This is a genomic window from Monashia sp. HAY1-2A (assembly GCF_056755315.1).
Map to the genome: position 1 here is coordinate 1 of NZ_JBNDHY010000091.1, position 18,761 is coordinate 18,761.

An 18,761-nucleotide genomic window follows, 5' to 3' on the forward strand; every position below is an offset into this window, starting at 1 on the left:
GACGCCGAGCCGGTCGTCCTGCCGGCGTGGGACCCCATGGGCGCTCTCGCGAGGTCCCACCGGTAACAACAGTCACGTACACATCACCGGCCCCAGCGAATCTCCTTGTCGCTGAGGCGATCTCGCCGGACCACCGCGCCCGTTCGTCAGGTTTGTCCGATCTTGCAGGACTCTTGCAGAAATTCTGAGGGCAAGGCCCGGCGCGACTTGCAGTTCGTCCGGAAAAGTATGGGTCATCGGGGAGGGAACGAACCGGGGAGCCGACCAGGGGTGGGATCGGCGCCAAGGGGGGACATCGTTCCGGCTCCGTTGGGGGAGGGGGATGTGAACGGGGTGGGTTCCGCAGGGGGATGCGGACCCACCCCGTACTCATGTCCGCAGCCGGACACGAAGCGGGGCGCCGGCCCGAGGCCCCGGCGTCAGCCCAGCCGGGCGTCGAGGAAGGCCGTCGTGCGCCGGATCGACAGCGGCCACTGCGTCGTGAAGGTGTGTCGCTGGCCCGGGTAGACGTCGTACGTCACGTCCTTGCCCGCCGCCCGGAGCGCCCGGACGGTCTCGGCCGACCAGGTGATCGGGCAGTCCTCGTCCGCCGTCCCGTGGTGGATGAGCACCGGGTCGGTGATCCGCGCGAAGTACGTCCGTGGGCTCGTCGTGGCCCACCGTGCCGGCTGCGCCTCGGGGGTGCCGAGCCGGGCGATGACCTTGCGGGCCACGCCCGTCCGGCCGGGGTCTCGGCGTACCCACCGGTCGAAGTTGTCGACGGTGTCCGAGCTCACCGGTGAGTAGGCCACGGCCGCTCGGAAGAGCCCCGGCCGCACGACGAGCGCCGAGTAGACGACTCCGCCACCCATCGACCGACCGACGAGGGCGATGCGGTGCGAGTCGACGACCTGCGCCTTCTTCAGCGCCAGCGCGGCGTTGATGGCGTCGGCGGTGTAGCCGGCGCGCAGGTTCGCGTCGTTGTCGGGGTCCGTGTCGGACTGGGCGTGGTTGCGGTAGTCGATGTGCAGCGTCACGTATCCGTGCCGGGCCAGGTAGTCGCGCTCGCGCAGCATCGTCTCGCCGTTGGTGTACTCGGCCGGGTCGACGTAGCCGTGCGCGAGGACGACCGCCGGGAACGGACCCTTCCCGCGCGGGATGTTGATGCGCCCGGAGATCGTCAACCCGTTGCTCTCGTAGGTCGCGTAGAACTGTCGGTAGGCCTCGGTGCTGCCGCGCTCGCGGCCGAGGCGGAGGTTGCCGCCCTCGTACCGGGCCGCGATCTGGGCCGGCACGGAGGCCGGGTCGGCCGTGGCCGGGCGCGCTCCCGGGCCGGGTGCCGGCGGAGCCGGACGCGTCGCCGGTGGCGCGGACCCGGCGCTCGACGTCGGGCCCGAGGTCGTGCTCGACGTCGTGCCCTCTGTTGTGCCCCGTGTCGTGCCCTGTGTCGTGCCCGACGTCGCACCGCGCGTCGACGGCGTCGTGGTGTCCGGTGAGGCGCCGGTGCACGCGGATGCCGCGAGGACGGCAGCCAGGGTGGCCGAGGCGCCGACGTGCCGGACCCCGTCGAACCGGGTCGGCCCACCGGTCCAGGGTGTGGTGACGCGTCGAGGTCCTCCCATCCCCCGAGTCTGGCCCGCCCGAGCCCGGTGCGCACCCGCCCCCTCGGTGCTGCCGGCGGGCCTCAGGCCAGCCGGGCGGCCGCCTCGAGCACGGTCCAGGCCTGCAGCTGTGGGGACAGCTCGAGACCCTGGGGAGGGGGAAGGGTGGTCGAGGCCGGTCGGAGCGGGTCGAGCGAGAACACCGTCGCAGGGCCACGTCGCCCGACCCGTCGGCCGGCGTCGCGCCCGGCCCAGAAGGCGTCCGCCGTGTCGTGGACGAGCCGAGAGGCGGTCGCCCGGGCCGACGCATCGAGCTGGTCGGTGTCCGCCGCGAGCGCGAGGTAGCGGGCGAGGATGCCGGTGAACAGGCCGCCGTCCCCCGCCCCATGGGTCCGCAGGACGCGGGCGACATCCGGCACGTCCGGCGCGTCCTGCACGTCCTGGACGTCCGGGCGGGCGGAGGTGTCGGGCGCGTCGAGGGCCCGGGATGCCGTGAGCCCGGCGTCTATCGCCCCGACGAGCGCGGCTGCGCGGGCGAGGCTCTCGGGGTCGCCGACCGTGACGAGCGCGCCGAGGACGGTGCCCTGGTTGTAGCTCCACACGTCGGGCACGAGCACCTCTGCGCCCTCGCGCAGGCGGATGCCGTCGGCGAAGAGCCCGGAGTCGGGGGCCCAGAGCCGCTCGTAGGCCCAGTCGAGGATGCGGCGCGCGGAGTCGAGGTCGCCGAGCCGGGCCAGGTGGAGGGCCGCGGGCCCGCTCGCGGGGACGTTCTTGAGGTCGCGGTCGGTGCTCCAGAACAGGCCGCCACCGACGTCGTCGGTCAGCGCCGAGCGCAGCTCGGCCGTCAGCGCGCGCCGCACCGACCGGAGCCGGCGGTGGCCGCGTCGTCGTTCGACGAACCGGTGCAGCCGGCCCAGGCGTCCGGCTGCCAGGGCGAGCCAGGCCATGTCGTCGTAGAACTCGTTGGTCCAGCGGCCGCCGTTGCGAAGCCGGACCGTGGCGAGGGCCCGGTCGCCCCGGGCCGCCGCGGCGGCCGCACCGGCGAGGTCGCCCGCACGCAGGCGGCGCAGTCCCGCGTCGACGACGGCGTCGAGGTGGTGAGCCTGCCACCAGTAGTGCCAGGGGCCGCGCAGGCCGCCGAGCGAGCCGTCGCCCCGCCCGGCGGGAGCGCGCACGCGGGCCAGCGTCGTTGCCGGCAGCCCGGCGAGCGGCCTGCTGAAGAGCAGCTGCACCGACCGCTGTGCCTCGTCCGCGCGAGCCCCCGCGACCACGGCGTCGGTCTCCCTCGCGGGCCGCGCGCCCGCGCAGGACAGGCGGCCGGACATGCCGGGTGCGGACGCGTCCGGAGGGGACGCGCCGGGTGGGGAGGTCTCGGATGCGGAGGCGTCGGCCACGCAGCGACGGTACCGGCAGTGTGCGAGCGGACCATGGTATGTACCCGTGTGCAAGGCTCACCACGGCGGCGACGTGCTCGCGCGCCGGGTGGAACACCTCCGAGGAAGGGCGAGGTCCAGTGACCGATCGGGTGACCCACGGGTCGGACCCCTCCGTCCCTGAACCACCGGTCGTCCGCGAGCTCGACGTCGAGGCGCCCGACGGCTCGGTCCTGCACGTCTACGACACGGGCGCGCCGGACGGGGTGGCGGACCCGCCCGTCGTCGTGTGGTTCCACGGCACCCCGAACATCGGACCACCGCCCGTGCCCCTGTTCCCGGCCGGGCGACGCCACGGCGTCCGGTGGGTCGGCTACGACCGGCCCGGCTACGGCGGGTCGACGCCGCGACCGGACCGCTCCGTCGGATCTGCCGCCGACGACGTGCGACGCGTCCTCGACCACCTCGGCGTCGGCACGTTCTCGGCGATGGGCCACTCCGGCGGTGGGTCGCACGTCCTCGCAGCGGCGGCTCTGCTCCCCACCCGGGTCCGGTCCGCGGTCGCCATCTCGCCGGTGGCGCCGTACGGGCCTGCGACAGCCGGCGGGCTCGACTGGTTCGCCGGGATGGCGCCGGGTGGCGAGGCGTCGCTGCGGGCCGCGGTGGCCGGCAGGGCGGCGAAGGAGCGTCACGAGGCGGCCGGGGCCGGGGGTCCCGAGCCGTCGGCCGAGGACCTCGGCTTCCTCCCCGCCGACGAGGCGATGTTCGCCGGGCCGTGGGGCTGGTTCGGGTCGGTCGTCGGTCCGGCGGTCGCGGCCGGACCCGCGCCGGTCGTGGACGACGACCTCGCCTACGTGCGCGACTGGGGTTTCGACCCTGCCGAGGTCACGGCACCCACGCTCGTCGTGCACGGCGAGGCCGACCGCATGGTGCCGGCCTCGCACGGGCGATGGCTCGCCGGTCGGGTGCCGGGCGCCGAGCTGTGGGTGGAGCCCGGCGCGGGGCACATCTCGGTGCTGGCGCGCGCCGAGGACGCCCTCGACTGGCTCGTGGAGCACGCCCGCGCCGGCTGAGTCACCGGAACAGCCGTGAGCCCGGGACGTCGGGGTTGAAGGCCCAGAGGGTGTAGTCGTCGAGCCACCGGATGATCGCCCTGATGCGGTTCATCGCTCCTCCTTCGCGGTGGGTGCCGCGCCGACCCGTCCCGGCGGCCCCATCGCGGCCACCCGAGGGAGCCGACCCCCTCATCATCACCCCAGGAGGTCACGCCGTCGTGAGCTCGACGTGACATCCCGGTGACGGCGCCTCGGACCGGGAGCGCGTGACCTTCGGCCCCTCGACGTCGTTGGGAACCCGAGACCGTCACCGGACGAAGGAGTCCCACGTGCACCGCTCCGCCCGCCGCCTGTCCCGGCCCGCACGGGTCGCCGCAGTGGCGCTCGCGCTCGCCGCCACCGGCCTGACGACCGCGGCCGGCGTGACGGAGGCCTCCGCCACGCCGTCGCGGCAGGTCGTCCAGCTCGGGGACTCCTACTCGGCCGGCAACGGGACCGGAACGTACGAGGAACGCACGTGCTACCGCTCGCCCGACAACTACGGGGCCCAGGTCGCTGCGGCGATCGGCGCGAGCTACACGAACGTCGCCTGCAGCGGCGGGGTCGTCGCCGACATCCTCGAGCCACGCGACCTCGGCGACCCCTCGACGAAGACCGCCACCTACCCGATCGACCCGGCGGCCTACCCCGACCAGCAGGCCGAGTGGCTGCGCCGGGCCCGGGTGGCGCGCCTGTGCGGCGTCCCGGCCCAGCCCGACTTCGACTACCGCTACACGTTCCTCGCGGGTGTCGGGGTCGGCAGCCTCTACACCGGCACCGTGCAGTGCCAGCTCTACGCACGGCCGCAGATCGACGCCGTCACGCCGGACACCGACGAGGTCTTCCTCACCATCGGCGGCAACGACATCGGCTTCTCGGCGATCGTCGCCGACTGCCTCGTGGCCCGCGAGCCGACGCGGTGCAAGGCCGACCTCGACGCCGCCCGCGCCAAGGCCCCGACCATGGTGGAGCGCACCACGGAGGCACTACGCGCGGTCGAGGCCCGATCGGGGGGTCACGCCGAGGTGTACCTGCTCAGCTACCCCCTTCTCATCGACCGCGAGAGCTACGGCATTCCCGAGGTGGCACCCACCTACGACGCCGGGGCCGCCCTCAACGACCTCCAGCGCCTCGGCGACGCCCTCCAGGCGCAGGCGGTCGCCGAGCTCGACGCCGAGCCGGGCGCCGACCGCTACCACTTCGTCGACACCGTCAAGCAGGCGTGGGGCGGCCGCGTCCACGGGCTCGACCCGCGGGTCCTCGGCGACCAGTCCTCGGCGTGGCTGGTGCCCGTCGGGTCACCGGGTCGCGACGTCGCCGAGTTCGTGCACCCGACGCAGCCGGGCTGGGACGCCACAGCGTCGGCGCTGGCCGCTGCCGTGAGGGCCGGCCGACCCAGGCGTCGGCCGGCGCCTGACGCGGGGACGCGTCACAGCTCGCGGGTCATGAAGGTGCTGTGCGGGTCGAGGCGGTAGCCCGCGAAGGGGCCGCACTCGACGAAGCCGTGCGCCGCGTACAGGGCCCGGGCCGGGGCGAAGAAACCGGCGGAGCCGGTCTCGAGGCTGAGACGCGTCAGCCCCGACCGTCTGGCCTCGTCGAGCACCTCGGCGAGCAGGGCCCGGGCGACGCCGCGGCGCTGGGCCCGGGGGGCGGTGCGCATCGACTTGACCTCGCCGTGCGACGCGTCGAGCACCTTGAGCGCACCGCAGCCGAGCACGCCGTGATCGGTGTCGCGGGCCACCCAGAACGTCACGCCCGGGGCCCGCAGGCCGTCCAGGTCGAGCGCGTGCGAGCTCTCGGGCGGCGAGATGCGGCGCAGCTCGGCGACGTGACCGTCGAGGAGCGCCACGACGGCGGGGTCGGTCAGGTCGTCACGCTCGATGCGGAACCCGGTCATGGCCCCATTCTGGCGCGGCCGTCCCGCCTGCTCAGCACCAGATGGCGGCGGGGAGGCCGTCGGCGAAGACCTCGGGCGGGTCGGGCAGCGAGGTGGCCAGGCCCGCGGCGTACCGCGCGGCCGTCCAGGCGACGGCGCACGCGTCGATGACGTCGTCGGCGGCATAGCCCGAGCCGCCGAGCACCGACGGACGGGCGATGCCGGCGGCGGCGAGGGCGGCCAGGCGCAGGTCGCGTCCGTCGTCCGTCTTCTTGCCCGGCACGATGGGTCGGCCCGCCATCGTCGCGAACGAGACCTCGGGATGCACCTCGAGGACGCGGACCGTCGGTCGGGTGCGCAGCCACGCGTCGACCTCGAGGATCTTCTCGCGCAGCCCGAACGCCTGGGCGCCGACGCCCTGGCCGACCAGGCGCCGGTTGACGGCATCGGCCTCCTCGCGCGTCGACGCGGCGTAGGCGGCTCGGGTCAGCGTCGAAAAGACCGAGGCGGCCTTGCCGCGAATCGCCTTGCGGGCCAACGCGTCCGCTTGGCGAAGGCTGGAGTCGGGCAGCCCGATCGGGATGTCGATGCCGACGACGGCCAGGCCGAGCGACTCACGCACGAGCTCGACGAGCCCCGAGATGGTCGGCGCCACGACGACCCGCGGCCGTGGGGCGTCCGGCTCGAGCACCGCTCCCACCCACCCGGCCCGGCACGCGTCGACCCCGAGCACCGGTGCGGTCACCTCGACGGGTGGCGGCACCGGCGGCCCGGCCGTCGCCGCCGGCACCACCTGTTCCGCCCGACCGAGCGGCGGAGCCTTCGCGCTCGACCCGCGTGAGGTCTCGACCGGGTACCGCTCGGCGTTGCGCCGCGCCTTCGAGGCGAGGGCGGCGTCGAGGTCGAGGTCGAGCACGTCGGCGAGGCGCAGCAGGTAGGTCAGGACGTCGGCGACCTCGTCGGCGACGTCACCCGCGCGGTCGCCGGCCATGACGGCTCGTGACTCCTCGGGGGTCATCCACTGGAAGACCTCGACGAGCTCGGCCACCTCGACGGACAACGCCATGGCGAGGTTCTTCGGGTCGTGGAAGCGGCCCCAGTCGCGCTCGTCGGCGAAGGCCCGGATGCGCTCGCGCCACGCGTCGGTGTCCATGGGCCCAGCCAACCACCCGCCGAGCCCGGCCATCGGGCGGTGGCGGACCCCATGCCGCGAGTCGGTCCGACGCCCACCCGCCGGGACGACCCTTCGACACGTCGCCGGGGCGGACGTAGCGTGAGGTGGTGAGCGACTTCGTCAGCGACACCAGCGGCACCAGCGGCACCAGCGACGGCACCGGCTCGAACCCCACCGGCTCCCGGCCCGCGACGCTCGGCGCCCTGCGCGCGTCCGGGCACGTCCATCGCAGCGTCAAGGCCGAGATCCGCGACAACCTCCTCGCCCGCCTCCGAGCGGGCGAGGACGCGTTCCCGGGCATGGTCGGGCTCGAGGACACCGTGCTGCCCGAGCTCGAGAGCGCCCTGCTCGCCGGCCACGACCTCGTCCTGCTCGGCGAGCGCGGCCAGGGCAAGACGCGGCTCATGCGCACCCTCGCCGGGCTGCTCGACGAGTGGAGCCCGGTCGTCGAGGGGTGCGAGATCGGCGACGACCCGCACCAGCCGTCGTGCGTGCGCTGCCGACGCCTCGCCGGCGAGCTCGGCGACGACCTGCCCGTCGTGTGGCGACACCGCAGCGAGCGCTACACCGAGAAGCTCGCGACCCCCGACACGAGCGTCGGTGACCTCGTCGGCGACGTCGACCCGGTCAAGGTCGCCCAGGGCCGCACGCTCGGCGACCCCGAGACCGTCCACTACGGCCTCGTCCCGCGCAGCAACCGCGGCATCTTCGGCCTCAACGAGCTGCCCGACCTCGCCGAGCGCATCCAGGTCGCCCTGTTCAACGTGCTCGAGGAGCGCGACATCCAGATCCGCGGGTACTCGCTGCGACTGCCCCTCGACGTCCTGCTCGTCGCCACGGCCAACCCGGAGGACTACACGAACCGCGGCCGGATCATCACTCCGCTGAAGGACCGCTTCGGCGCCGAGATCCGCACCCACTACCCGCTCGAGGTGGCGGACGAGGTGGAGCTTGTCGCACAGGAGGCGCACCTGGTCGCCGACGTGCCCGAGCACCTGCTGGAGGTCATCGCCCGGTTCACCCGAGGGCTGCGCGAGTCGGCGTCGGTCGACCAGCGGTCGGGGGTTTCCGCGCGGTTCGCGATCGCGGCCGCCGAGGGGGTGGCGGGTTCGGCCCTGCGTCGGTCGGCCCGCGTCGGCGAGGCCTACGCCGTCGCGCGCATCTGCGACGTGCCGACCGTCGTGCCCACCCTGCTCGGCAAGGTCGAGTTCGAGATGGGTGAGGAGGGGCGCGAGCGCGACGTCCTCGCGCACCTGCTGCGGCTTGCGACGGCCGAGACGTACCGGGCGCGCCTCGCCGGCCTCGACCTCACCGGGTTCACCAACCTCTTCGCCGACGGGGCCGTCGTCGAGACCGGCGACCTCATCCCCGGTACCGAACTGCTGGCCCAGGTCGGCACGGTGCCGGGCCTGAGCAAGGTCCTCGACCGGCTCGGCCACGGCGACGACGCGTCACCCGGGCAGGTCGCTGCCGCAGTGGAGTTCGTGCTCGAGGGCCTGCACCTGACGCGTCGCATCGACAAGGACACCGTCGCGGGCCGCACCGTCTACGGGGCCTGAGCCGACGGCCCCGGGCTCAGCGGGCCGCGCCGGAGGGCACTGCGGTCACGACGAGGTTCTCGTCGTAGCTGCGCGTCGCCCGGTCGAAGTGGCCCGCGCACGTCATGAGCACGAGTCGGTGCTCGCCCCGTTGGTCGAAGACCGCGCTCGACGCGTCGATGGCGGCCTTGGGGACGGCCCGCACCGACGTGACGCGGTAGCCGGCCCGGTGCCCCGCGCCCTCGAGCACGACGGGGTCGCCGGGACGGAGGCGGGCCAGCCGCTCGAAGAACCCGAGGCCCTGGCCCGGCGCGTCGAGGTGGCCGGCGACGACGACGGTGCCGAAGGGGTCACCGGCCCACGCGCTGCCGTCCCACCAGCCGACGCGCCGGATGTCGGTCGGGACGGCCAGCACGCCGTCGACGGTGGTGGCCGGGTCGACCGGTGCGTCCTCCCCACCGGGCAGGACGACGCGCTCGGGCCGGAACCGCACGCGTTCGCTCGCCGCGGTGCGGGCCACGCGAGCAGACGGTGGTGCGCTCGCCGTCGCTGCTGTTGCCGGGGTCGCGGTTTCCGTGCCCGCCGCCTGCGGTGCCGTGCCTGCCGACCTCCCCGCCGACGTGCCCGCCGCCGTGACCGGCGAACCGCAGCCCGCCACGCCCAGGCTCAGGAGCACGGCCATGCTCATGACCACGACCGGTACCACCACGCGTCGCCCCGGACGGCGCGTGCGGAGCCCTCCGGGCGTCACCGGTGCAGCGAGAGCGGCCCGAACGACAGCGCGGAGCCGGCGTCCGTCTGTCCCCCGGCGCCGGTGTCGACCCGCCCCGGGGCGCCCGAGCCGGTGCTCCCGACGGGAAGCACCTGCACGACGACGCGCATCGTCTTGCTCGACGGGTCCCCGACGGCGAAGACGCGGTTGAGCGACCCGGCCTTGACGGCGAGGTCGAGGGGCCCGAGGACGACCGGCGAGGTGGCTCCGGCCGGGACGATGTCGACCCGGTACGTCCCTGCGGGCACGACGAGGTCGAGTGACTCGCCGTTGGCGATGTTGGCGAACAGCACCTTGCCGTTCACGCGGATGTCGGCCGGGGGCACGGCAGCGGTGTGCGCCACGGCGACCGCCGCCTTGCCGGCCGGCACGGGCTTGGTCGCGTTGTCGTAGAGCGTCACCGTCGGGGCCCCTGCCGGGTTGACGGGCAGGTGCAGCACGACGTCCGTGCTCGACCCCCGTCGGAGGTCGACCATCCGGGCGAGGATGCGGGTTCCCTTGTCGGAGAACGAGATCGTGTGCTTGCCGGGGCTGACGTCGATGGCCTTCGACAGCGTGGCCCCGGCCATGCCGGTGGCCTCGGTCCGGCCGTCGACGGCGACGTCGACCGTGCGTCCGGGCAACCCCTGGACCACGTAGATTCGCGCCTGCGGCTCCGCAGCCTGCGACGCCCCGGCCCACGCGCCGAGTACTGCCGTCGTCATGAGTGCCGCGGCCCCCACGACCGCGCGTCGACGAACGTCCATGCGCTCCACCTCCCCAGGTGAGAGTCCCGGAGCCTTCGGAAAGTTTCCCCCGTCCGACAGGTCCCGTGACATCGACTATAGGTCAGACTCATGGGACCGGAGGTCTCTCGGGGGGAGGGATCTGGCCGGGGAAGGGATGCGGCCCATGGGGGACGCACGCACCAAGCGGGGCTCCGTCGTCCTGCGGCGGTACGGGGCCGGCGTCGCCCTGCCCCTGGCCCTGCTGGCCGGGGCCGGGTGGGTCTGGGCCCATGCGCCGGAGGTGGGCTCCACTACGCGGTCCGGCAGTCCGGAGCCTGCCGCGCCGCGGGCGACCGGCGAGGGCGGCACGAGGCCGTCACCGACGCCCCCGAGGCCCTCGAAGCCGACACCCGCGCCGAAGAGGACGCCGCCGCACGCGACGCCGACGTCCCGGGCGCCGAGCGGGCCCGGCATCAACAAGCCCGGCGTGCACCTGCGGGTCACACCGACACCGGACGGGGCGCTCGAGGTCTCCGAACGGGTCGTGCTCGCCACCGAGCTGACGCGGCTGACCCTCCGGCCGCCCGACGTCGGGGCGGCGGGCCGCGACTTCCGCACCCTCCGTCCGGTGGCCCTGCAGGTGCAGCTGACCGTCGACGGCCAGCCGGTAGCGGTCGACTCCGGCACGGTGTCGACACGGCAGGTCGTCGTGGTCGGGCGACCCTCGCTGGTCCTCGAGCTGCGGTACGTCCTCAGCGGCAGCACGGTGCGCAGCGTCCCGTCCGTTGCCGGCCGCTCCCTCGCAGCCGTCGCACCGCTCGTGTCCTCGGCCGACGCGCCGGTCGTCGTGTCCACCCAGGGCGACTCCGTGCTCAACCTCACCTGCCCGGAGCTGACCGGCGACGCGCGCGTGTGTTCCGACGGCGTCCGCGGCGCCATGACGGTGCGCGCGCCGCTGCCCGTCGACCGTGCGCTCGTCGTCCTCCAGCTCGACCTGCCGAGGCCGTGATGGTCACCGCGCTTCGGGAGGTGCTGCTGTTCCTCGACGAGGCCGCGGCGCTCGTCGGGTTCGTCCTCGTCGCAGGGCCGCTCGCCTTCTGGGCCACTGTGGCCCGCGACGGCCGGTACCTGCGCAGGCAGCTGCTCCTCGTCGACGTCGGCGTCTACGTGCTGGGCGCCGCCGCCGTCCTGCTCCCGGTCGTCCTCGTGACCACCGGGACGCCGTTCGGCGACGTCCCGCGTGACACGTGGGCGTCCGTGCTGGTCCGGCTCGCCGCCCTCGCCGCGCTCGTCGCCTGGTTCCCCGACCTGGCGGCGGGGCCGATCGTCGGTCCGCGACGCGGCTGGGCGTGCCTCGCGGTCGTCGTCCTGTCGGCGACGTTCCTCGCCGCGCCGGCCGACGCGCCCGGCCCGCGTCCCTGGCTGGTCGTCGTCGCGCTCCTCGCCCATGTCGTCGCGGCGGCGGTCTGGCTCGGCGGTGTCGTCGTCCTCGCAGCGTCCGGCCTGCCGATGCGCGACCTCGACGCGCTGTCGGCGGAGGTCGGCGCGTTCTCGCGGACGACGCTGGCGTGCGTCGTGACCGTGGTCGTGTCGAGCGTCGTCCTCGTGGTCGGCAGCAGCCGGGCCGACGTGGTGGGCCTGCCCTCCACCGGCTACGGCCTGGTGCTCGTCGTCAAGACGGTGGTGTTCGCGGTCATGGTCATCGTCGCCGACCACGCGCGACGACGCGTCGACGCCGTGCTGCTCCACCGCCTGCGTACCGGGTCCGACTCCCTGCCGGGGATCCAGGCGTGGTCGCTGCTCATGGGCAGCCAGGTCGCAGGAGCCGCGGTGCTCGTCCTCGGCTCGGTCGTCCTGTTCCGCCTCGGCCCTCCGTCGTGAGCCGCGACGCGCAGGCCGCCACGCGGGGGTCGGCGGGACCTGCGGCGCGGCGACGGCCGTCGACAGCCTCCGGGGCCGGACGTAGCGTGGGGCGATGAGCCCTCGCGACACCGGCGACGTGCACGGCCGCTTCCGTTACGGGCCGTGGACCGGTGGCCCCGACCCGCTGGCGCCGCCGTTCGACGTCCGCTCGGCGCTCGACGAGGTCGGTCGTGACGTCCTCGCCGGCGGCAGCCTCCGGGAGTCGCTGCGCGACCTGCTCCGACGCGGCCTGGACGGCCGGCGCGGGCTCGACGACCTCGCCGACCGTGTCCGTCGGCTGCGCGAGGCGGCCCGCCGCCGCGGCGACCTCGGCGGCACGCTCGACCAGGTGCGCGCCATGCTCGACCAGGCGCTCGCCCAGGAGCGCGACGCCCTCGCCGGTGAGGAGGGCGACGCGGCGCGCCTCGCGGAGATGGACCTCGCGACGATCCCCGACGACGTCGCCGGTGCGGTGCGGGCGCTCGCCGACCACGAGTGGCATTCCGACGAGGCCCGCGCCACCTACGAGCAGATCCGACGCATGCTCCAGCAAGAGGTCGTCGGCGCGCAGTTCGAGGGGTTGCGCCGGGCGCTGTCCGGCGACGACCCCAGAGCGATGCAGGCGGTCAAGGACATGCTCGCGGACCTCAACGAGCTGCTCGCGGCGCACGCCCGGGGCGAGGACACCGACGATCGGTTCCGCGACTTCATGGCCAAGCACGGCGAGATGTTCCCCGAGAACCCGCAGAACGTCGACGAGCTGATCGACGCCCTCGCCCGCCGGCAGGCCGCCGCGGAGCGCCTGCTCGCGTCGCTGAGCCCGGAGCAGCGCGAGCAGCTGGCCCAGCTGATGTCGGACGCGCTCGGGGACCCCGATCTCGCCTCGCAGATGGCGCAGCTGTCCGACAACCTCCGCGCGCTGCGCCCGGGCCTGGACCGCTCCACGCCGGTGCGCCCGGGGCAGGGACCCGAGTCGCTGGGTTGGGGCCAGGCGGTCGACGCCGTCGCGGAGCTGGCCGACCTCGAGCAGCTCGGCGAGCAGCTCGGCCAGTCGTACTACGGCGCGAGCCTCGACGACGTCGACGTCGAGCGTCTCGAGCAGCACCTCGGCGCCGACGCCGCCAGGGACATGGACCAGCTGCGCCGGCTCGAGCACGAGCTCGAGCGCCAGGGCTACGTCTCGAGGGGCGACGACGGCCTCCGGCTCACGCCTCGCGCCGTCCGGCGTCTGGGCGAGACGGCGCTGCGCCGCGTCTTCGAGCGCGTCGACGCCACCGGCCGGGGTGACCACGACGACCGCAGTGCCGGCCAGGCCGACGAGCTGACGGGACTCTCACGGCAGTGGGAGTTCGGCGACGAGCTGCCGATCGACACCGTCCGCACCGTCTCGAACGCCTTGCGCCGCACTGCAGCCCACCGGTCTGCGTCGGGCACCGGTGGCGTCGACCTGCTCGTCGAGGACTTCGAGGTGGCCGAGACCGAGCGACGCGCCCGCGCGGCCGTCGCCCTCTGCGTCGACATGTCCTTCTCGATGCTCCAGGAGGGACGCTGGGGGCCGATGAAGCAGACGGCGCTCGCCCTCTCGCACCTCGTGCAGACGCGGTTCCGCCACGACGCGCTCGAGATCATCGGGTTCAACCTCGCCGCCCGCCGCCTGTCGCCCGTCGAGCTGACCGAGGCCGAGCCCGAGTGGGTGCAGGGCACCAACCTCCAGCACGCGCTCATGCTCGCCTCCCGCCACCTGCGGCGCCATCCCGACGCGGAGCCCGTCGTGCTCGTCGTCACCGACGGCGAGCCGACGGCCCATCTCGAGGCCGACGGGCGGCCGTCGTTCCACTGGCCGGCCCTGCCCGAGACGGTCCGCGCGACCGTGGCGCAGGTCGACGAGCTGCGACGCTCGGGCGCCACGCTCAACGTCTTCATGCTCGGCGACGACCCGGGCCTCGCGCGGTTCGTCGACGCCGTCGCGCGCCGGGCCGGCGGACGCGTCTTCACCCCGGACGTGTCGCGGCTCGGCGAGTACGTCGTCGCCGACTACCTCCGCAGCCGCCGCGGGCGATGACCCCCGCCCTGTCCGACCGGCACCGCCAAATGGATGGCCCGCGGCCCGGAGGCGGTGTCATCCTCGCCGCATGACGACCTCGCGCACGCGCCGCCAACCCGGTCCCGCCGACCGGCGCCTGCACCGCATCGAGGCGTACTACGACCGTGTCCCGCGCGCCGTGGCCACGACCGAGGAGGTGGGCCCGTTCACCCTCTTCCTGGCCGAGGAGGGCACCGGCTGGCAGTTCTACGCGCGGCCGCGCCTCGGCGGCGGTGACGCGTTCACCGTGTCGGACGTCGAGCGGGTCCTCGCGCGGCAGGCGGCCCTGGACGTGCCGCGTGCCATCGAGTGGGTGGACGACGTGACGCCGACGCTGCTGCCCGCGGTCCGCGCGGCCGGGTACGAGCCGCGCCGCTACCCGCTGCTCGTCCTGCCCCCCGACGTCGTCGTCGAACCGGACCCGCGGGCCCGCCCGCTGCGTCCGGCCGAGCCGCACCTCGCCCTCGCCATCGGGACCGTGTCGGCGGGGTTCGGCGAGCGTGACGTCGTCGAGCCGAAGGACACCGGCAAGCGCCCCGAGCTCATCGAGAACGGCGAGCTCGTCGTCGTCGCCTCGTTCGAGGAGGGTCGGCTCTGCGGCGCGGGGTCGGCCGCGCCGCGGGGGGACGTCGCCGAGCTCATGGGGATCGCCGTGCCGCCGAAGCACCGCGGCCGGGGCCATGGCAGCGCCATCACCCGCACGCTCGTCAGCACGTGTCGCGAGCACGGCGTCGACCTCGTCTTCCTCACCGCGGGCTCCGACCCCACGGCCGACATCTACCGGCGCGTCGGCTTCGTCGACCTCGGGACGGCGTGCGTCCTCGAGCTCGACGACTGACGAGATCGGGCGGCCCGTCAGCAGGCTCGGGGGCTGTCCCGCCCACGCCTACGACAGTGCTCAGTCAGAGTGAGCAGTGACGTAGCGGTCGGAGGGTGTCGCTGCGGGGGGTGGGGGTCCTGCGGGTACGTCAGTGCTCAGTCAGAGTGAGCAGTGACGTAGCGGTGGGAGGGTGTGTCGCCGCGGGGGGCGTGGGGGTGCTGCTGGTACGTCAGTGCTCAGTCAGAGTGAGCAGTGACGTAGGAAGCGGCGGACGACCGGGCCGGGCGCGGCGGGTAGGTCTCGACGCGCTCCAAGTGGCCGAGGTGGCCGCCGCCGCGAGCGGCGGCCAACGGGATCAGCGCGCCTCGTGACGCCGCCGAGGGCACCGGGCGGCCGTGCCGGGCGACCCGGGCGAGGTCACCGACCACCTGCAGGGCCTTGCGGCGCGACGGCATGAACCGCAGGAAGAAGGTCACCCGCAGCACCCAGGCAGCCCATCCGGTGAAGGGGACGCCGTAGAGCTCGCTGATCGAGCGTCCCATCCCGAACGACGCGGCCTGGCCGAGGCCGCGGTAGCCGAACGCCCGCGTCTCGCGTCCACGGATGGACCGGCCGACGTTGGCGCCGACGTGGTCGCCGCCCTTGATGGCCCACAGCGCGTTGGCGGGTACCGGCTCGCGCCGCGTCGGGTGCACAACGCACGCGGCGTCGCCGGCCGCCCAGACGTGCTCGACGACGGACAGGTCGGGGCGGGTGACGAGTCGGCCGCGCGGGTCGCGGTGCTCGTCGAGACCGGGAACGCGCACGGGCCGCTGGCCGATCGTCGCGATGACGGTGGTCGCCGGCAGCGTCGTGCCGTCGGACAGGACGGCCCGGTCGGCGGTGACCGCCGCGAGCCGGAGGCCGAGCCGGACGTCGACGCCGAGGCGCCGCAGCTCGTCCGCGGCGCGACGCGCCAGGCGGGGCTGGGCCTCGTGCAGCTCGGGCAACAGGTTCGGCCCCGAGTGGACGAGCTCGACGCGGACGCGGGCGCCCCCGAGGTCGGCGACCGCCGCGGCCATCTCCACCCCGGCCAGGCCGCCGCCGGCGACGACGACGGTGTGCCGGCGCAGCCCGTGCTGGTCGGCGGCCGCGCGGACCCGGTCGGCGAGCACCTCGATGTCGCCGGGCGAGCGCAGGGTGAACCCGTGCTCGGCGAGCCCGGGGACCGTCGTGGCCGGCTCCCGGCCGCCGGTACCCACGACGAGCTCGTCGTAGTCGAGGACGCGCTGGCCCGGTTCGCCGTCCTGCTCGTACCGGACGAGGCGGCGCCCGGTGTCGATGCCGACGGCCCGGCCGACGACGACGTGGGCGTGCGGCATCGCGCCGGCCAGCGGGGTGCGGATGCGGTCGTAGGGGAGCAGGCCCGCCAGCACCTCGCCGGTGAAGCCGTGGAAGCTGTGGGCGTCGTCGGCGCTGATGACGACGACCTGCACGTCGCCGCGGCGGACGGCCCGCCCCGCCCGACGCATGAGGCCGGCGTAGGCGTGCAGCGTGACGTAGCCGCCGCCGAGGAGGACGACGCGCTGCCGGGCCCGGTGGCCGCCGCGCACGACGGTGGTCACGACGCCACCCCCAGCACCACGCGTCGGGTGCCGGCCTCAGGACCGCGGCGATCCGCGCTGCGGTCGAGGGTGACCGGCCGACCGAACGACGTCGGAGCTGCGGCGCGGAAACCCAGGTGCGACAGGTCCGCTGCCAGCGCCCGCGTCTGGTCGACGAGCTCGAGGTCGGGAGCGCCGATGGAGAAGTGGCCACAGTGGCCGGACAGGGCGAGCAGTGCCGTCTCGGCGAAGCACGCGTACGCGCGTCCGTCCGGCAGGCCGATGTCGCCGCCGACGAGGCGCAGCGACGGGATCGACACGACACCGCCGTCGACGACGAGGACGTCCGGACGGGTGCCGAGGAGGTCGGCGGAGGTGTTGCGCGGCTGGGTGCCGTCGAGGACGACCGCACCGGGCTTGAGGTGCTCGGGCCCGAGCAGCGCGTCGGCCGAGGCGGTGAGCAGGACGACGAGGTCGGCGTCGCCCACGGCACCGAGGGTCGTGGCTGCAGTCGTCGGCACCCGGCGTCCCACCTCGGCGGCGAGGGCCTCGAGGCGGGGACGCGACCGGGCGACGAGCGTCAGGCGGGCCACGGCGCGGTCGCGTGCCAGCAGCCGCGTCAGGGCGGAGCCGACGCTGCCGGTGGCGCCAACGACCGCCACGTGCGCGTCGGCGGCGGGGTCGACGGCCTCGCGCAGGAGGCGGCGTGCCTGGTCGTCGATGATCGCGGCGGTGAAGGCGTTGCCGTTGGTGACACCGATGTCGGTGCGGCCCCGCAGCGACACGCCGCCGCCGGTCACCGTGGCGGTGAGCGCGCCGAGGCCGACGACGTCGCAGCCGAGGTCGCGGGCCTTGTCGACGGCGCGGTGGACGCGGGCGCGTCCCTCGCCGGGTGCCTCGAGCAGGTGCCGTGCGCCGAACGGGACGAGCACGACGTGACCGACGTGCTCGTCACCGATGCGGATCCGGGCCATGGCGTGGGGCGGCGGCGGCAGGCGGCGCAGGGCCGTGGCGTACGCGCGCTCCGGGACGCGCCCCAGCGGTGCCCAGACGCGGGCGAGGTCCTCGCCGATGCGGGTCCGCGGGTGGACGGTGAAGGCGAAGGTGCCGGGCGAGGTCACGGTCGTGCTCCTGATCCTGCGTGGCCGGGGTGGCCGGAGTGGCGAGGGGATGAACAGGAGGGGCCGAGGACCAGGGCGCTGATACGCGCCGCGGCGCAACGCAGCGAAATCCGAGTACGCGTGCCTAGGATCGGGAGCATGCCCACGATTCCCCGACCCCTCCGCGGGAAGTGGTCGATCGCCTCTCGCGACTCGTTCCTGTCCATCGGCTCGACCGGGTCGATCCTGTCGATCGGCAGCGTCGGCTCGATCCTGTCCGTCGGCAGCATCGGCTCGATCGCCTCGCTGCTGTCGATCGGGTCCTCGATGAGCGCGTTCTCGTTCCTGTCGAACATGTCCAACACGTCGGCGTTGTCGCACCAGAGCGACCAGTCGGTGCTGTCGGCCCAGTCCAAGCGGGCGATCCGCGGGTACCGGACCAACGGGGCCAAGCGCGCGGCCGACCGGCGCGCCGAGCGCAACGGCGACGCCGTCGACGGGGTGGTCCCGCCGCCCGCCCCGCCCGCCACCTCGAACGGGCACGGACGCGTCGAGCAGCTCCAGGGCGTCAGCCGCGGCTGACGTCGTCGACCACGTCAGGCGCGCTGGACCTCGAGGCCGAGCCAGGCGGCGAGGTCGGCGATCTCGCGGTCGACGTCCGTGGCCATGGACCGGGTGAACGGGGCGTCCTCGTGGACGGCGCTGACGACGAGGACCCCGGCCTTGCGGTCGGCCTGGGCGTCGAGCTTCCCGACCAGGCGGTCGTGGTGCAGGATCGGCAGCGCGAAGTAGCCCCAGCGTCGCCGGTCCTTGGGCTTGTACATCTCGAGGTAGTACTCGAAGCCCCACAGCTGCTCGGCCCGGGTGCGGTTGTGCACGAGCTGGTCGAAGGGCGACAGCAGCGCCGCGCGGCCCCGGAAGGTGCCCCGCGAACCGGACGACCCGGATGAGCCGGATGAGCCGGACGACGCGAAGAGCTCGTCGAGGTAGGGCTCGTGGACGCGCCACGTCCCGGACGTGCCGGCGACGGCGACCTCGAGACCGGCCTGCCCGACGTACGCCTGCTCGCCGGGCAGCTCCGGTCCGGTCGCCCGCGCGATGCCGAGGGCCGCGAGACGGCGCTCGTTGCGGATGCGGGTGGCCTCGTCGGGCGTCAGCC

At 74.7% G+C, this 18,761-nt stretch carries 17 protein-coding genes; 8 read left to right on the forward strand and 9 right to left on the reverse strand.

The annotated features are described in order from the left end of the window. Positions 1 to 419: 419 nt before the first annotated feature. Together ACPYOM_RS14070 and ACPYOM_RS14075 are read right to left on the reverse strand one after the other, a co-directional pair. Positions 420 to 1,601, reverse strand: coding sequence for an alpha/beta hydrolase family protein (locus ACPYOM_RS14070; RefSeq protein ID WP_481346434.1), 1,182 nt, complete (start codon positions 1,599 to 1,601; stop codon positions 420 to 422). Between the two features lie 62 nt (positions 1,602 to 1,663). Next, positions 1,664 to 2,974, reverse strand: a complete 1,311-nt coding sequence (locus ACPYOM_RS14075; RefSeq protein WP_481346435.1) for a glycoside hydrolase family 76 protein — start codon at positions 2,972 to 2,974, stop codon at positions 1,664 to 1,666. A gap of 119 nt (positions 2,975 to 3,093) precedes the next feature. Between ACPYOM_RS14075 and ACPYOM_RS14080 the strand changes: the two genes are divergently transcribed. Together ACPYOM_RS14080 and ACPYOM_RS14085 are read left to right on the forward strand one after the other, a co-directional pair. Then, complete coding sequence (locus ACPYOM_RS14080) at positions 3,094 to 4,026, forward strand: alpha/beta fold hydrolase (RefSeq protein ID WP_481346436.1); 933 nt, start codon at positions 3,094 to 3,096, stop codon at positions 4,024 to 4,026. Positions 4,027 to 4,337: 311 nt separating this feature from the next. Beyond that, positions 4,338 to 5,522 (forward strand): SGNH/GDSL hydrolase family protein, encoded by a 1,185-nt coding sequence (locus ACPYOM_RS14085; RefSeq protein WP_481346437.1) that lies wholly within the window; start codon positions 4,338 to 4,340, stop codon positions 5,520 to 5,522. On the opposite strand, the gene ACPYOM_RS14090 is transcribed toward ACPYOM_RS14085, so the two are convergent. Then, positions 5,477 to 5,944 (reverse strand): GNAT family N-acetyltransferase, encoded by a 468-nt coding sequence (locus ACPYOM_RS14090; protein ID WP_481346438.1) that lies wholly within the window; start codon positions 5,942 to 5,944, stop codon positions 5,477 to 5,479. The genes ACPYOM_RS14085 and ACPYOM_RS14090 overlap by 46 nt on opposite strands. Positions 5,945 to 5,975: 31 nt before the next feature. Continuing rightward, positions 5,976 to 7,076, reverse strand: coding sequence for a DUF429 domain-containing protein (locus ACPYOM_RS14095; protein ID WP_481346439.1), 1,101 nt, complete (start codon positions 7,074 to 7,076; stop codon positions 5,976 to 5,978). A gap of 224 nt (positions 7,077 to 7,300) precedes the next feature. Between ACPYOM_RS14095 and ACPYOM_RS14100 the strand changes: the two genes are divergently transcribed. After that, positions 7,301 to 8,656 carry a sigma 54-interacting transcriptional regulator gene (locus ACPYOM_RS14100; RefSeq protein ID WP_481346449.1) on the forward strand — a complete coding sequence of 452 codons (1,356 nt, stop codon included), beginning with the start codon at positions 7,301 to 7,303 and terminating at the stop codon, positions 8,654 to 8,656. A gap of 16 nt (positions 8,657 to 8,672) precedes the next feature. On the opposite strand, the gene ACPYOM_RS14105 is transcribed toward ACPYOM_RS14100, so the two are convergent. Next, entirely contained in the window at positions 8,673 to 9,155 is a 483-nt protein-coding gene (locus ACPYOM_RS14105) for a class F sortase (RefSeq protein WP_481346440.1), read from the reverse strand. A gap of 227 nt (positions 9,156 to 9,382) precedes the next feature. Further along, positions 9,383 to 10,153 carry a DUF4397 domain-containing protein gene (locus tag ACPYOM_RS14110; RefSeq protein ID WP_481346441.1) on the reverse strand — a complete coding sequence of 257 codons (771 nt, stop codon included), beginning with the start codon at positions 10,151 to 10,153 and terminating at the stop codon, positions 9,383 to 9,385. A gap of 145 nt (positions 10,154 to 10,298) precedes the next feature. Here ACPYOM_RS14110 and ACPYOM_RS14115 point away from each other — a divergent pair, with 145 nt between their 5' ends. The 4 genes from ACPYOM_RS14115 (at position 10,299) to ACPYOM_RS14130 (ending at position 14,937) form a co-directional block, all read left to right on the forward strand. Continuing rightward, on the forward strand, positions 10,299 to 11,123 hold the full coding sequence (locus ACPYOM_RS14115; protein WP_481346442.1) for a hypothetical protein: 825 nt from the start codon (positions 10,299 to 10,301) through the stop codon (positions 11,121 to 11,123). Continuing rightward, positions 11,123 to 11,995, forward strand: a complete 873-nt coding sequence (locus ACPYOM_RS14120) for a hypothetical protein (protein ID WP_481346443.1) — start codon at positions 11,123 to 11,125, stop codon at positions 11,993 to 11,995. Before ACPYOM_RS14115 ends, ACPYOM_RS14120 begins: the two co-directional genes overlap by 1 nt. A gap of 94 nt (positions 11,996 to 12,089) precedes the next feature. Then, the gene (locus ACPYOM_RS14125; RefSeq protein WP_481346444.1) at positions 12,090 to 14,078 is read left to right on the forward strand and encodes a VWA domain-containing protein; all 1,989 of its coding nucleotides are present in this window, start codon (positions 12,090 to 12,092) and stop codon (positions 14,076 to 14,078) included. A gap of 70 nt (positions 14,079 to 14,148) precedes the next feature. Continuing rightward, complete coding sequence (locus ACPYOM_RS14130; RefSeq protein ID WP_481343586.1) at positions 14,149 to 14,937, forward strand: GNAT family N-acetyltransferase; 789 nt, start codon at positions 14,149 to 14,151, stop codon at positions 14,935 to 14,937. Between the two features lie 218 nt (positions 14,938 to 15,155). On the opposite strand, the gene ACPYOM_RS14135 is transcribed toward ACPYOM_RS14130, so the two are convergent. Then, positions 15,156 to 16,523, reverse strand: coding sequence for an NAD(P)/FAD-dependent oxidoreductase (locus ACPYOM_RS14135; RefSeq protein WP_481346445.1), 1,368 nt, complete (start codon positions 16,521 to 16,523; stop codon positions 15,156 to 15,158). Continuing rightward, on the reverse strand, positions 16,520 to 17,623 hold the full coding sequence (locus tag ACPYOM_RS14140; protein ID WP_481346446.1) for a semialdehyde dehydrogenase: 1,104 nt from the start codon (positions 17,621 to 17,623) through the stop codon (positions 16,520 to 16,522). The genes ACPYOM_RS14135 and ACPYOM_RS14140 overlap by 4 nt, the downstream gene beginning before the upstream one ends. A gap of 138 nt (positions 17,624 to 17,761) precedes the next feature. On the opposite strand from ACPYOM_RS14140, the gene ACPYOM_RS14145 reads away from it, so the two are divergent. Beyond that, positions 17,762 to 18,184: a hypothetical protein gene (locus ACPYOM_RS14145; RefSeq protein WP_481346447.1), complete on the forward strand. Its 423-nt coding sequence runs from the start codon at positions 17,762 to 17,764 to the stop codon at positions 18,182 to 18,184. 14 nt (positions 18,185 to 18,198) lie between these two features. On the opposite strand, the gene ACPYOM_RS14150 is transcribed toward ACPYOM_RS14145, so the two are convergent. Further along, positions 18,199 to 18,761, reverse strand: a 563-nt coding sequence (locus ACPYOM_RS14150) for a DNA glycosylase AlkZ-like family protein (protein ID WP_481346448.1), incomplete at its 5' end; no start/stop codon positions are given.

Excerpts from the sequence above, each read along its gene's own strand:
- ACPYOM_RS14110 (WP_481346441.1), bottom strand. The coding sequence starts at position 10,153 with ATGGACGTTCGTCGACGCGCGGTCGTGGGGGCCGCGGCACTCATGACG.
- ACPYOM_RS14120 (WP_481346443.1), top strand. The coding sequence starts at position 11,123 with ATGGTCACCGCGCTTCGGGAGGTGCTGCTGTTCCTCGACGAGGCCGCG.
- ACPYOM_RS14125 (WP_481346444.1), top strand. The coding sequence starts at position 12,090 with ATGAGCCCTCGCGACACCGGCGACGTGCACGGCCGCTTCCGTTACGGG.
- ACPYOM_RS14090 (WP_481346438.1), bottom strand. The coding sequence starts at position 5,944 with ATGACCGGGTTCCGCATCGAGCGTGACGACCTGACCGACCCCGCCGTC.
- ACPYOM_RS14095 (WP_481346439.1), bottom strand. The coding sequence starts at position 7,076 with ATGGACACCGACGCGTGGCGCGAGCGCATCCGGGCCTTCGCCGACGAG.
- ACPYOM_RS14070 (WP_481346434.1), bottom strand. The coding sequence starts at position 1,601 with ATGGGAGGACCTCGACGCGTCACCACACCCTGGACCGGTGGGCCGACC.
- ACPYOM_RS14145 (WP_481346447.1), top strand. The coding sequence starts at position 17,762 with ATGCCCACGATTCCCCGACCCCTCCGCGGGAAGTGGTCGATCGCCTCT.
- ACPYOM_RS14130 (WP_481343586.1), top strand. The coding sequence starts at position 14,149 with ATGACGACCTCGCGCACGCGCCGCCAACCCGGTCCCGCCGACCGGCGC.
- ACPYOM_RS14115 (WP_481346442.1), top strand. The coding sequence starts at position 10,299 with ATGGGGGACGCACGCACCAAGCGGGGCTCCGTCGTCCTGCGGCGGTAC.